Here is a 13102-nt window from a genome sequence, read left to right on the forward strand (position 1 = left end):
CCGGGGTCAGGACCTAGAACAGGAAGTAGCGTTGCGCCATCGGCAGCACGGTTGCAGGTTCGCAGGTCAGCAGGTCTCCGTCAGCGCGCACCTCGTACGTTTCGGGATCGACCTCGATTTCGGGCAGGGCGTCGTTCAGGATCATCGACTGTTTCGACAGCCCTCCACGCGTGTTTTCCACCGCGACCATGCCCTTGGCGACGCAGAGTTTCTCCTGCAATCCGGCATCCATCGCGGCCTTGCTGACAAAGGTCACAGACGAAACGGCGGGACCGCGTCCGAGCGCGCCGAACATTGGCCGGTAGTGCATGGGCTGCGGTGTCGGGATCGACGCGTTCGGATCGCCCATGGGTGCGGCGGCAATCGATCCGCCCACAAGCACCATTTCCGGCTTCACGCCGAAAAAGGCCGGGTTCCAGATGACCAGATCGGCGCGCTTGCCGACTTCGACGGACCCGACATGCTTTGACAACCCCTGCGCGATAGCCGGGTTTATTGTGTATTTCGCGATGTAGCGCCGCACGCGCAGATTGTCATTGTCGCCCTTTTCGTCAGGCAACCTGCCGCGCTGTACCTTCATCTTGTGCGCCGTTTGCCATGTCCGGATCAGCACTTCGCCGACGCGGCCCATGGCCTGACTGTCGGACGAGATGATGGAGAACGCGCCGATGTCGTGGAGTATGTCCTCCGCCGCGATGGTTTCCTTGCGAATGCGGCTTTCGGCGAAGGCAATGTCCTCCGGAATCGACGGCGAGAGGTGGTGGCAGACCATGAGCATGTCGAGGTGCTCGGCAATCGTGTTCTGCGTATAGGGGCGCGTCGGATTGGTCGACGACGGGATGACGTTCTTCAATCCGCAGACCTTGATGATGTCCGGCGCGTGGCCACCGCCTGCGCCCTCGGTGTGGAAGGCGTGGATCGTGCGTCCCTTGAAGGCCGCGACCGTGTCTTCCACGAACCCGCTCTCGTTCAGCGTGTCGGTGTGGATCATCACCTGAACGTCAAACTCATCCGCCACGGACAGGCAGGCGTCGATTGCGGCGGGGGTCGTGCCCCAGTCCTCATGCAGCTTCAGTGCGCAGGCACCGCCCTCGATCATTTCCACGAGCGCTGCTGGACGGGATGCGTTGCCCTTGCCCGACAGGCCGAGATTGATCGGGAAGGCGTCGAAGGACTGGATCATTCGCGCCAGATGCCAGGGTCCGGGCGTGCAGGTCGTCGCCAGCGTGCCATGCGCCGGGCCGGTGCCGCCGCCCAGCATGGTCGTGACGCCCGACATCAGCGCCTCGTCGATCTGCTGCGGGCATATGAAATGAATATGCGCGTCGATGCCTCCCGCGGTGAGGATGCGACCCTCGCCGGCGATGATCTCCGTGCCGGGCCCGATGACGATATCCACGCCGATCTGCGTGTCAGGGTTGCCCGCCTTGCCGATGGCCGCGATGCGCCCATCCTTCAGCGCGACGTCAGCCTTGACGATGCCCCAATGGTCCACGATGAGCGCATTGGTGATGACCGTATCGACCGCGCCTTCGGCTCGCGAAAGCTGGCTTTGGCCCATGCCGTCGCGGATCACCTTGCCGCCCCCGAACTTCACTTCCTCACCATAGGTGGTGAGGTCCTTTTCGACCTCGATAAAGAGTTCGGTGTCTGCCAGCCGCACACGGTCGCCGACAGTCGGCCCATACATTTGCGCGTATGCGGCGCGGGAGATCGTGGCGGCCATCAGAGCTTTCCCATTATTTTCTGCTGGAATCCATACACTTCGCGCTTGCCGCCATAGGGCACCAGCCGCACTTCGCGCGTCTGGCCGGGTTCGAAGCGCACGGCGGTCCCGGCGGCTATGTCGAGACGCTTTCCGCGCGCGGCGTCACGGTCGAAATCGAGCGCGGAATTGGCTTCGAAGAAGTGGTAGTGCGAGCCGACCTGAACAGGACGGTCGCCGCGATTGGCGACAACCAGCGTTACGGCATCGACGCCGTCGTTGAGGGTGATGTCGCCCGGAACGGTAAGGATTTCGCCGGGGATCATATCAGGCTCCCGCCACCAGCCACAGGCCGCCGAGCGCGGTGAGCGCACCCGCGATGCGCGTGGCCATGCGTCCACCTCGTCCCATCAAAAGCCCGAAGCCGACGCCCGCCGCGTGAAGCACGGCCGTGGCGATGGCAAAGCCGATCATGAAGGGCAGCGCGCCTGCTTCACCCAATTCACCGCCATGCGCATAACCGTGGAAGAAGGCAAAGAACCCGACCATCGCCATTCCCGCAACGGTCGGCACCTGCAAGGCAACCATCGCCAGCAGGCCGAGCACCACAACCGACGCGGCAATTGTCGGCTCCACGAAGGGCAGGCCGATGCTGGTGAAGGACGCGGCAAAGCCGATCATCATGGTGCATACGAACGCCGTGGGCACCAGCCAGATGGCTCGCCCGCCAAGCAGCGAGGCCCACAGGCCGACGCCGACCATGGCCAGTATGTGGTCAAGGCCGAACAGCGGGTGGGAGAAGCCGGCCGCGAATGAACCGTGTTCGGCAGGGTTAAGATGCGCGAAAGCCGGGGTCGAGAGGGTCAGCGCAAAGAGGAGAATAGCGAGTCTTTTCATGATGCTCTCGTTTCGAATTAACGGATCGGTTCGTGGACTGTGACAAGCTTTACGCCGTCGGGAAAGGTGGCTTCGACCTGGACATCGTGGATCATCTCCGCAACACCCTCCATGACCTGGTCGCGCGCCACCACATGGGCGCCCGCTTCCATCAAGTCCGCGACGGAGCGCCCGTCACGTGCACCCTCAACGACGAAATCGCTGATGAGGGCAATGGCCTCAGGGTGATTGAGCTTGACGCCGCGCTCTAGCCGCTTGCGGGCGACGATGGCGGCCATCGCTATCAGAAGTTTGTCTTTCTCGCGGGGTGTCAGGTTCATGCCGGTACTCAGATTCTCCAGACTTTGGGAAGTATCCTACCGCGCATCAGCGCGGTCAGTGCGGGTTCAAGAGCGCGCCTGAGCGACAGGCTGTCGGGCGCAGTGAGGCGTGCGACCAGCTTGCCGTCGAACGCACTTGCGCCTCCGGATTCGCCAAATGCCTCGCGCACAGGATCGAGCAGTGTGTCGGCGTCCTTCGAGATCAGCAGCACGGCGGCCATCGCCATGTCGCCATTCAGCAGGCAGGGCCGCGCAAGTTGCCGGGCAATGGCTCCCTCTAGCCGGATGTCGTCGGCGAACACGAGCCTGCCGTTGCGGCGAATGCGCCAGCGGTCGCGGAACATGCCCGCATTGACGGTTTCGTCCATGGCCTTGCGCCCAAACAGCACGGATTCGACCGCCAGCAATTCGGCGTCGTCGTGCAGGTCGGCCTCAAGCGAGCGGGCAAGGCGACCCTCGTTGAACAGGATCGTCTCCTGCGGCAGCCACGCAATCCGCGCACCTCTATCGACGATCAATTTCGTCGTGACCCGCGCAATGTCTCCGGTCGATCGATAGACGCGTTCGCATGCCTGCGTGGTGACGACCAGTTCGGCGTCGCTGTGCGCCGCGATCTCGGTTTCAATGCGGTCGCCGCCGGTCAGGCCGCCCGCCGTGTTGATGAGAATGGCCTCCTGCGGATCGGTCGGGATTGCCTTCGCGGGGAGGCGGATCTTGGAGCAGCCGGATTGATAGAGTTCGCTCAGCCGCGTCGCGCCATGCTTGCGGTGCAGCACGAGCCGTGCGCGCCCTTCGGCACGTTGCATGCGCGGCGCGGCAACGGGCTTCTCAGAGCATGAGATGTCTGCGTACATCCGGGTCGTCCAGGCCAGCGGCTTCACCATCGAAAACGATCTCGCCACGATCCATGATCGCGACGTGGTCCGCAAGCCCGCGCGCAAATTCCAGATATTGTTCCACGAGAATGATGGTCAGGCCCACCGTGTCGCGCAGGAACTGGATGGCGCGCCCGATGTCCTTGATGATGGAGGGCTGGATGCCCTCGGTCGGCTCGTCCAGCACCAGCAGCTTGGGTCGCATGACCAGGGCGCGCCCAATGGCCAATTGCTGCTGCTGGCCGCCGGAGAGATCGCCGCCGCGCCTTGTGAGCATGGATTTCAGCACCGGGAACAGTTCGAACACATGTTCCGGGACCGTGCGTTCCGAGCGCTTGAGCGGCGCAAAGCCGGTTTCCAGGTTTTCCTTGACCGTCAACAGCGGGAAGATCTCCCGCCCTTGCGGCACAAAAGCTATACCCGACCGGGCGCGGTCATAAGACGTTGCCCGGCCGAGTTCCTTCCCCTCGAAGGTTATTCTTCCGCTGGTAAGCGTGTGGTGTCCGACGATGGCGCGCATCAGCGAGGTCTTGCCGACGCCGTTGCGCCCCAGCACGCAGGTTATCTTGCCGGTCTGCGCAGTGAGCGAGACCCCGCGCAGCGCCTGCGCCGCGCCATAGTGCAGCGTCGCGTCGGAAACGGAGAGCATCAGTCGTCCTGTCCGTTCAGGCTGATGGTGAAGCTTTGTTCGCGCTCTTCCATCTGGCCATATGGAGGCGTGTGGACGCGTGTCCAGTCGCTGACATATTCGGCCAGCGGATGCGCAGCCGGTTCTTGGCGGCGGCGTTCCGCAAGGACTGTTTCCATAAGCGCAAGGTTTACCCGTCTGATCATGGTCATCTCCCGAGATAGACTTCGATTACGCGTGGGTCCGCCGACACATGGTCGAGCGACCCTTCAGAAAGCACCGACCCTTCGTGAAGGCAGGTCACCCTCACGTCGAGATCGCGAACGAAATGCATGTCGTGTTCGACGACGATGACCGAATGTGTCTGCGCCACCTCCTTGAGCAGGCGGCTGGTTTCATTCGTTTCGGCGTCCGTCATCCCGGCGACCGGCTCGTCGACAAGCAACAGCTTTGGGTCCTGCGCGAGCAGCATTCCGATTTCGAGCCATTGTTTCTGGCCGTGGCTCAGTTCGCCCGCGCGTTCGCTCCGACGCTTCGTCAGGCGAATGATTTCCAGAATCGAATCAATCTCCTGGCGCTCCTTGCTGCTCAACTGGTGGAACAGCGCGCCGAAGATGCTGCGGCTGCCCTTGAGCGAAAGTGCGATATTGTCCTCGACGGTGTGCATTTCGAACACCGTCGGCTTCTGGAACTTGCGACCGATGCCGAGATTGGCGATCTCTGTTTCGTCCAGCCGGGTCAGATCATATTCGGCGTCGAAGAATACTTCACCCGTGTCGGGGCGGGTCTTGCCGGTGATGATGTCCATCATTGTCGTCTTGCCCGCGCCATTGGGGCCGATGATGGCGCGCATCTCGCCCTTGCCGAGCGTCAGCGACAGGTTATTGATCGCTTTGAAACCGTCGAAGGCGACGGACACACCGTCCAGGTAGAGAATGGTATGGGCCTTGTTCATGCCATCACTCTGCCGGTTGCGGCTCGGCGATGATGCCGGCCTCTTTTTCGTCGCTGGTGGGTTCGGGTTCCTGGGGCCGAGGCTTCGGTGCGCGCCAACTGTCCCAAAGGCCCACAATTCCTTTTGGCAGGAACAACGTCACCGCGATGAACAGGCCGCCCAGCGCGAAAAGCCAGAATTCGGGCAGGGCGGCAGTAAACCAGCTCTTCATGAAATTGACTGAAACCGCGCCGATCACCGGGCCGATGATCGTGCCGCGACCGCCGATGGCCGTCCATATGACCACCTCGATCGAGTTTGCCGGTGCAAATTCGCTCGGATTGATGATGCCGACCTGAGGCACGTAGAGTGCGCCAGCGATGCCCGCCATGACGGCGGAAAGCGTGAAGCCGAACAGCTTCACGTGTTCGGGGCGCCATCCGATGAAGCGCGTGCGGCTTTCGGCGTCGCGGACGGCCACCATCAGCTTGCCAAGCTTCGACTTCACGATTGCCGAGGTCAACAGGATCGCGGCTGCGAGGATGAGTGCGCTTGCGGCAAAGAGCGTCGCGCGGGTGGCGGGCGCCTGCACGTTGAAACCGAGTATGTCCTTGAAATCGGTCAGGCCGTTATTGCCGCCGAAGCCCATGTCGTTGCGGAAGAAGGCGAGCAGCAGCGCATAGGTCATGGCCTGCGTGATGATCGAAAGATAGACGCCGGTAACGCGGCTGCGGAAGGCCAGCCAGCCGAAGCAGAAGGCCAGCAATCCCGGCACCAGAAGCACCATCAGCGCGGCGAAGGGAAAATGACCAAAGCCGTACCAGTACCAGGGCAGTTCCTTCCAGTTGAGGAATACCATGAAGTCGGGAAGTTCGGGGTTTCCGTAGACTCCACGCGCGCCGATCTGGCGCATCAGGTACATGCCCATCGCATAGCCGCCGAGCGCGAAGAATGCGCCGTGCCCGAGCGAGAGAATGCCACAGAAACCCCATGCGAGGTCGAGCGAAAGCGCCAGCATCGCATAGCACAGATATTTGCCGGTCAGTGCCACGATGTGCGTCGGTACGTGAAAGGGGTTCGACGGCGATACGAACAGGTTGAGTACCGGGACGAGGGCCGCGATTGCCACGAGGAGCAGGGCGACGACGACAATGCGCGTATCCGCGCCGTCGCGGAAGAAGCGGGCGGTAATCATGCTTCCACCGCCCGGCCCTTGAGCGCGAACAGGCCGCGCGGACGCTTCTGGATGAACAGGATGATGAGCACAAGCACGATGATCTTGCCGAGCACCGCACCGGCATAGGGCTCAAGGAACTTGTTTGCGATGCCGAGCGAGAAGGCGCCGAGCAGCGTGCCCCAGAGGTTTCCGACCCCGCCGAAGACGACGACCATGAATGAGTCGATGATGTAGGTCTGGCCGAGATTTGGCGAGACATTGCCGATTTGGCTCAGCGCCACGCCTGCAATCCCCGCAATGCCGGAGCCGAGCCCGAATGTGAATGCATCGACCCACGGCGTTCGGATGCCCATAGAACCCGCCATGCGGCGATTCTGGGTCACGGCACGCATCTGCAAGCCCCAGCTCGTCCGGTTCGAGACGAACAGGAGCAGGGCAAAGACCGCCAGCGAAAAAGCCATGATCCAGAGCCGGTTCCAGGTGATCGCCATCTGGCCAAGCTCGAAGCCGCCTGACATCCAGCTTGGATTGGCCACCTCGCGGTTTGTCGGGCCGAAGATCGTGCGCACACCTTGCTGGAGAATGAGCGACACGCCCCAGGTTGCGAGCAGCGTTTCCAGCGGGCGTCCGTAGAGGAATCGGATGATACCGCGCTCGATGGCAATGCCGATCGCGGCGGCGATCAGGAACGCGATGGGGACCGCGAACGCCAATGACCAGTCCGACAATCCCGGCGCGAACGACAACGTCGCCTGCTGCACGACGAAGGTGACGTAGGCGCCGATCATGACCATTTCGCCATGCGCCATGTTGATGACGCCCATGACGCCGAATGTGATGGCAAGGCCGATGGCTGCGAGTAGCAGGACCGAACCGAGCGACAGGCCGTACCAGATATTCTGAGCTGCATCCCACAGCGCGAGATGCGAGCGGATATTGTCCGCCGCGCTGTCGGCCGCATCCTTCAGCGGACCGCTTGCGCTGCCCGCAAAGCTGCCGAGCAGCGTCAGGGCCTCGCGATTTCCCAACCCGGCGAGAAGCGTGATTGCCGCCTTCTTGTCGTCGTCGCCGAGGTCGGACGAAAGGACCGCAGCGGCACGCGCGGCTTCGAGCTTTCCCTTCACGCTTTGGTCGGTTTCGCGAGCGATGGCGGCGTCGATTGTTTCGATGGCCGACGGGTCAGGACGCTGGAAGAGCGCCGTTGCTGCGGCAAGCCGTTGCGCGGGATCGGCTGCGCCAAGCGTCAGGCTGCCCGCCACCTCGCGCACGGCGCGGCGTAGCGCATTGTTGACGCGGACCTTTGTGACCTCGGATTTCTGGGCTTCTCCGGCGGCCTCGCCGCTGATCGGATCGGAGAGCATCATAGCCGCGCCGCTCTCGCGGGCGATGAAAACTGCGTTGTCAGATTTGCGAATGTAGAGATCGCCTTCGCTCAGCGCCTCAAGCGCCTTGCCGACTGCGGGATCGCCGGAAGCGCCCAATTCGCGAACGACGGCTTCAATCTGCGGAAAGGATTTTGCTTCTGCAAGCTTTGACAAGGTTGCCTTTAGCGCAGCTTCATCCGCAAAGGCGCCTGAGACGAAAAGGAATAGCGCTGCTATCGTTGCAATAATCGTTCGCAATGGCTTCATGCTTTCCGCGGCTTCGAGAAGTGGACTCCCGGGCAGGAGGAGTTGCCCGGGAGCTCCGCGCTAGTGCGGCTAGTTCGTGGTGCCCTTGCCGCCGCACTTACCTGTCTTGACGTTGAAATTGCCGCACGACATCGGCGCGCGCCAATCCGAGATCAGGTCTTTTGAGTCCGGGAGATAGTCGGACCATTCGTCACCCATGACGAGCCCCGGCGTTTGCCAAACAGTCTCGAACTGGCCGTCCGCCTGGATTTCGCCGATCATCACCGGCTTGGTGATGTGGTGGTTCGGCATCATGGTCGAATAGCCGCCGGAAAGGTTCGGAACCGAGACGCCGACCAACGCGTCGATCACGGCATCCGGATCGGTTGTGCCGGCCTTTTCAACGGCTTTGACCCACATGTTGAAGCCGATATAGTGCGCTTCCATCGGATCGTTCGTCACGCGCTTGTCGTTCTTGGTGTATGCCTTCCAGGTCTTGATAAACTCGGCGTTGGCCGGCGTATCGACAGACTCGAAATAGTTCCAGGCGGCGAGGTGGCCGACCAGCGGGGCGGTGTCGAGACCGGCCAGTTCTTCCTCGCCGACCGAGAACGCAACGACCGGGATGTCTTCCGCCTTGATGCCCTGATTGCCCAGTTCCTTATAGAAGGGAACGTTGGCGTCGCCGTTGATGGTCGAAACCACGGCGGTCTTCTTGCCGGCGGAGCCGAAATTCTTGATGTCCGTCACGATGGTCTGCCAGTCGGAATGACCGAAGGGCGTGTAGTTGACCATGATGTCTTCCTTGGCCACGCCCTTGGATTCCAGATAGGCCTGGAGGATCTTGTTTGTGGTCTGCGGATAGACATAGTCGGTGCCTGCCAGCACCCAGCGCTCCACGCCTTCTGACTCCATCAGGTAGTCAACGGCGGGGATGGCCTGCTGGTTGGGTGCCGCGCCGGTGTAGAACACGTTGCGCTGGCTTTCCTCACCTTCATACTGGACGGGGTAGAAGAGAATGTTGTCCAGCTCCTCGAACACCGGCAGCACGGATTTGCGCGACACGGACGTCCAGCAGCCGAACACTGCGGAAACCTTGTCCGATGAAATGAGTTCGCGTGCCTTTTCAGCGAAAAGCGGCCAATCGGAAGCCGGATCGACCACGACGGCCTCGAGCTTCTTGCCGAGCACGCCGCCCTTCTTGTTCTGCTCGTCGATGAGCATCAACATGGCGTCCTTCAGCGTCGTCTCCGAAATCGCCATCGTGCCCGACAGCGAGTGCAAGATGCCGATCTTGATGGTGTCTTCCTGCGCTCCTGCAATGCCTGCATAGGCCATCGTCCCGGCTAGCGTTGCCGCGCTCAGCAGCCGGCGGGCTCTCTGCGAAATCTCCAACATGGCGCCTTCCCCTTTCTTTCTTGTGCACCGCAGCAGATAAAAGCAAGTGACGTGCCAGATGAAAGGCAGTGCGGGCGGCCAAGGCTTTTCAAGAGGATAGGGTGTTCAAGTCGCGTCGAAATTTACTGCGAGTGAACGCATCTTGTGCGTTACGTTGGGTAATTGCTCAATATTTAATCAGTGACTAGATATTTAGCATTAGCGCTGGCAATCTGCATTGCTCCAAAACTGAAAAAGCCCAGCATGCGAGGCTGGGCCTTCCGAACGGCACGGCCAATTCCGCCTTGGTGCCGCGCGCGTTAAGTGGTGGTTTAGTTCGGGGCGTGCTTTGCCAGCCAGTCCTGCATCTGCTTGATCTCGCTTTCCTGCGCGGCAATGATATCCTGGGAGAGTTTCCGGATCTCAGGGTCTTTGCCATATTCGAGCTGTGCCTTCGCCATCTCGATGGCAGCCTGATGGTGAGGGATCATGCCGCGCACGAAATCCACATCGGGATCGCCGGTCGGCGCCATGGCGCTCATGTCGGCATGCATCTTGTCCATGGCGGCTTTGTAAGCGTCGGATGCGGGATCGGAGCCCATATGGTCCATCATTCCTGGCATCTGATGGCCGGACTGGTCCTGGGCAACAACCGGCACAGCCATTGTCAAGGCTGCGATCGTTGCGAACAAGGTGAGAGTACGTTTCACAGGCATTTCCTTTCCATGCTATGGGATATGCCTATTCCTTCCAGTGACTGGAAGCTCAAGCCCCTTTTTGCACGGGGATTTGCCGGGTGTGGCTGCCCTGCAGCCGATCGATGTGCTGGCGGATGTGCGCGGCTTCCGCAGGCGTGTTGGCGAGCGAAATCGCGCGGTCGAAACTGGAACGGGCTTCCTCGGTTCGTCCCAGTTGCAGGAGATATGCGCCCTTCACGCCGTGAAAATGAAAATAGCCTTGGAGGGCCTTTTCAAGCGGTTCGATGATGACGAGCGCGGCGTGGGGTCCAAGCGTCTTCGAAACCGCCACCGAACGGTTGAGCGTCACGACGGGCGAGGGGCTGATGCGTTCCAGCAGGCCGTAGAGCCGGTCGATCTCGTTCCAATCCGTGTCCTCGGGTCGATGAGCACGGGCATGGACGGCGGCCAGCGCGGCCTGCACCTGATACGCTCCGGGGCGGGCGTGGCGGATTGCCTTGTCGATGAGCACCAGTCCTTCATCGATGAGCGCGCGGTCCCACAGACTTCGATCCTGATCGTCGAGCAGGACGATTTCGCCATCTGCATCGAGGCGCGCGCTCGCGCGGGAATGCTGGAGCAGCATGAGGGCGAGCAGGCCCATGACTTCCGGCTCCGCGGGGAAAAGGCGCAGCAGGAGCCGGGTCAGTCTGATGGCTTCGAGGCAGAGCGACGCGCGCATATGCGCCGTTCCGCCGGTTGCCGAATAGCCTTCGTTGAAAAGCAGGTAGAGCATGGCCGCGACGACGCCCAGCCGCTCCGCCCGCTCGACCGCTCCGGGTGTCTCGAACTCGCGACCAGCCGAAGAGACGATGCGCTTGGCACGGGTGATGCGCTGTTCCATGGCCGCTTCGCTGACGAGAAAAGCGCGAGCGATCTCTTTCACGCTCAGTCCAGAAACGATGCGCAGCGCCAGTGCGATCTGCTGGGTGGCGGGCAGGTCCGGATGGCAACAGATGAAGAGTAGCCGCAGGACATCGTCGCGATAGTGCGAATTGTCCAGCCGCTCTGCCATATCGGTCTCGCGGTCCTCGAGATCGGAGAGCCTTTCTTCCTCCGGGAGGACAGTCTGGCGGCTGGTCTTGCGAATCTGGTCCACGCCGAAATTGCGACCGACAAAGATCAGCCAGGCTGCGGGATCGCGGGGCGGTCCCTTGTCAGGCCAGTTCCGCAGCGCCCGCAGGCACGCTTCCTGAAAGGCTTCCTCAGCGGTATCCAGATTGCCGAAATAGCGCAGCAATGCGGCCACCGCCTGTGGTCTGGCCGATGTCAGCGCTGCATCTATCCAGCCGAGTTCGCTCATGCAGCAGGCGCTTTGCCGTCCATGAACATCAGCAACGGGCGCACTTCCATGGAACCGCTGTCCTTGTGTCCGGCGAGTTCTTCGGCCAGCGCCAGCGCTTCCTCATGTGTCTCGGCGTCAATGATCCACAGGCCGAGCAACTGCTCTTTCGTTTCCGCAAAGGGACCGTCGATCACCGTCGGCTTGTCGCCGGAGCGCACTGTCATGGCCGTGCTGGTGGGGAGGAGCCGCAGGACGGGTCCAAGCTTGCCACGCGCGGCCACCGGGCGGGTCGCCGCCTGATGTTTGCCGATCACCTCGTCCATCCTGGCGTCCGACCAGGTCTCGAGTATGGATTCGTCATCGTAGCAGAGAATTGCATATTGCATGGCGCGCTTCCTCATTCACTTCCAGGACGAATGAGTATGCACGAAGCCGACATGTCTGGTCGAGCTTTGCGCTCCGGCAATGTCAAACTGTTGCCGGGACAGGCTTTCGCTGCAGGTTGAGCAGGTTGCCGCACAGGATCAGCGCTGCACCGAGCGCCGTCATCATGTCGAGGCTTTCGTTATAGACCAGAAAGCCGAGCAGCGCCGTGAGCGGAACGCGCAGGAAGTCCATGGGAACCACGACGGTTGCATCGGCGTGGACCAGTGCGCGTGCCTGGCAATAATGGGCAAAGCTTCCGCAAAAGGCAGCCGTGGCGATCCAGGGCCACAATTCCTGGCTTGGCCACCGCCACTGCGAAAGGGCCGGAACGAGCCCGATTGCGGACTGGATCACGAGCATCCAGAAAATGATGGCCACAACGCTTTCCGTCCGGGTCAACGATTTGACCAGAACAACGGAGACGGCGAAGGTCAGCGCTGCGGCAAGCACGACAAGATGTCCGGGGTCTATTTCCGTTGCGCCGGGCCGCACAATGATCGCAACGCCGACAAGGCCGAGCGCTATCGCGCCGATCTTGCGTGAATTGAGCGTCTCGCCCAGAAAGACCACTGCGAGCAAGGCGGTCCACAGGGGTGTGGTGAATTCTATCGAGATAAGATGCGCGAGCGGAATGAGGGTAAGCGCATAGAGCCAGAGCGCCTGGCCGATATAGTGCGCGACGTTTCGGGAAATGTGGGCCAGCGGCCTGCTGGTTTTCATTGCGGCGAAACCACCGGCTGAAAACACGAGCGGCAACAACATGAAAAAGCCGATCACGGAGCGCAATTCCATCAGTTGAAGCACGGAAATCTCGCGTGTGACCTCGCGGCTCGCCCAAGTCATTCCGAGCATCAGTGCAAGCCATGCGCCCATCCATAGGGCTGCTTTTGCGGTGGATGCGTCTCGATTCGTTGCCATGGCGACGCTTTGGCAAAGGTGACGCAGACGCGCAACATACCTTGCCGAAATGTCGTATGGGCCAGTACAGCTTTGCGTTGAGAAGGGTTGTTGCCGCAAACGACGCGTGTTAGCGGTCTTTCGTTGCGACTGACAGGGGGACGGGAGGGGTCCACCGCATACGCAAATGCGCCATCTTTTTGCTGGCAAATTCAGGAGTACCTGGGGGCCGGT

The 13102-nt window shown here is 61.5% G+C and carries 15 protein-coding genes; all 15 read right to left on the reverse strand.

Annotated elements, in window-relative coordinates; all coding sequences use genetic code 11:
- Positions 1-13: 13 nt before the first annotated feature.
- The 15 genes from ureC to M9924_13170 all read right to left on the reverse strand — a co-directional run bounded on the left by ureC (position 14) and on the right by M9924_13170 (position 12889).
- A complete protein-coding gene (ureC, locus tag M9924_13100) occupies positions 14-1726 on the reverse strand; it encodes an urease subunit alpha (GenBank protein MCO5065333.1) in 1713 nt (570 codons plus the stop codon).
- Entirely contained in the window at positions 1726-2031 is a 306-nt protein-coding gene (locus M9924_13105; protein ID MCO5065334.1) for an urease subunit beta, read from the reverse strand. Before M9924_13105 ends, ureC begins: the two co-directional genes overlap by 1 nt.
- Position 2032: 1 nt before the next feature.
- Positions 2033-2602 carry a HupE/UreJ family protein gene (locus M9924_13110; GenBank protein MCO5065335.1) on the reverse strand — a complete coding sequence of 190 codons (570 nt, stop codon included), beginning with the start codon at positions 2600-2602 and terminating at the stop codon, positions 2033-2035.
- 17 nt (positions 2603-2619) lie between these two features.
- The gene (locus tag M9924_13115; protein ID MCO5065336.1) at positions 2620-2922 is read right to left on the reverse strand and encodes an urease subunit gamma; all 303 of its coding nucleotides are present in this window, start codon (positions 2920-2922) and stop codon (positions 2620-2622) included.
- An 8-nt stretch (positions 2923-2930) separates the two neighbouring features.
- Complete coding sequence (locus M9924_13120) at positions 2931-3776, reverse strand: urease accessory protein UreD (GenBank protein ID MCO5065337.1); 846 nt, start codon at positions 3774-3776, stop codon at positions 2931-2933.
- Positions 3751-4446, reverse strand: coding sequence for an urea ABC transporter ATP-binding subunit UrtE (gene urtE, locus M9924_13125; GenBank protein MCO5065338.1), 696 nt, complete (start codon positions 4444-4446; stop codon positions 3751-3753). Before urtE ends, M9924_13120 begins: the two co-directional genes overlap by 26 nt.
- A complete protein-coding gene (locus tag M9924_13130; protein MCO5065339.1) occupies positions 4446-4631 on the reverse strand; it encodes a hypothetical protein in 186 nt (61 codons plus the stop codon). Before M9924_13130 ends, urtE begins: the two co-directional genes overlap by 1 nt.
- Positions 4632-4633: 2 nt before the next feature.
- Positions 4634-5380: an urea ABC transporter ATP-binding protein UrtD gene (gene urtD, locus M9924_13135; protein MCO5065340.1), complete on the reverse strand. Its 747-nt coding sequence runs from the start codon at positions 5378-5380 to the stop codon at positions 4634-4636.
- A 4-nt stretch (positions 5381-5384) separates the two neighbouring features.
- On the reverse strand, positions 5385-6554 hold the full coding sequence (urtC, locus tag M9924_13140; protein MCO5065341.1) for an urea ABC transporter permease subunit UrtC: 1170 nt from the start codon (positions 6552-6554) through the stop codon (positions 5385-5387).
- The gene (gene urtB, locus M9924_13145) at positions 6551-8167 is read right to left on the reverse strand and encodes an urea ABC transporter permease subunit UrtB (GenBank protein ID MCO5065342.1); all 1617 of its coding nucleotides are present in this window, start codon (positions 8165-8167) and stop codon (positions 6551-6553) included. The genes urtC and urtB overlap by 4 nt, the downstream gene beginning before the upstream one ends.
- 69 nt (positions 8168-8236) lie before the next feature.
- Positions 8237-9544: an urea ABC transporter substrate-binding protein gene (gene urtA / locus M9924_13150; protein MCO5065343.1), complete on the reverse strand. Its 1308-nt coding sequence runs from the start codon at positions 9542-9544 to the stop codon at positions 8237-8239.
- Positions 9545-9855: 311 nt separating this feature from the next.
- Positions 9856-10239 carry a DUF305 domain-containing protein gene (locus M9924_13155; protein ID MCO5065344.1) on the reverse strand — a complete coding sequence of 128 codons (384 nt, stop codon included), beginning with the start codon at positions 10237-10239 and terminating at the stop codon, positions 9856-9858.
- A gap of 49 nt (positions 10240-10288) precedes the next feature.
- Positions 10289-11563, reverse strand: coding sequence for an RNA polymerase sigma factor (locus M9924_13160; protein ID MCO5065345.1), 1275 nt, complete (start codon positions 11561-11563; stop codon positions 10289-10291).
- Positions 11560-11931, reverse strand: a complete 372-nt coding sequence (locus tag M9924_13165) for a YciI family protein (protein MCO5065346.1) — start codon at positions 11929-11931, stop codon at positions 11560-11562. Before M9924_13165 ends, M9924_13160 begins: the two co-directional genes overlap by 4 nt.
- 82 nt (positions 11932-12013) lie before the next feature.
- A complete protein-coding gene (locus M9924_13170; GenBank protein MCO5065347.1) occupies positions 12014-12889 on the reverse strand; it encodes a DMT family transporter in 876 nt (291 codons plus the stop codon).
- Between the last annotated feature and the right edge of the window lie 213 nt (positions 12890-13102).

The sequence above is a fragment of the Rhizobiaceae bacterium genome (assembly GCA_023953835.1).
Lineage (GTDB): Bacteria > Pseudomonadota > Alphaproteobacteria > Rhizobiales > Rhizobiaceae > Mesorhizobium_G.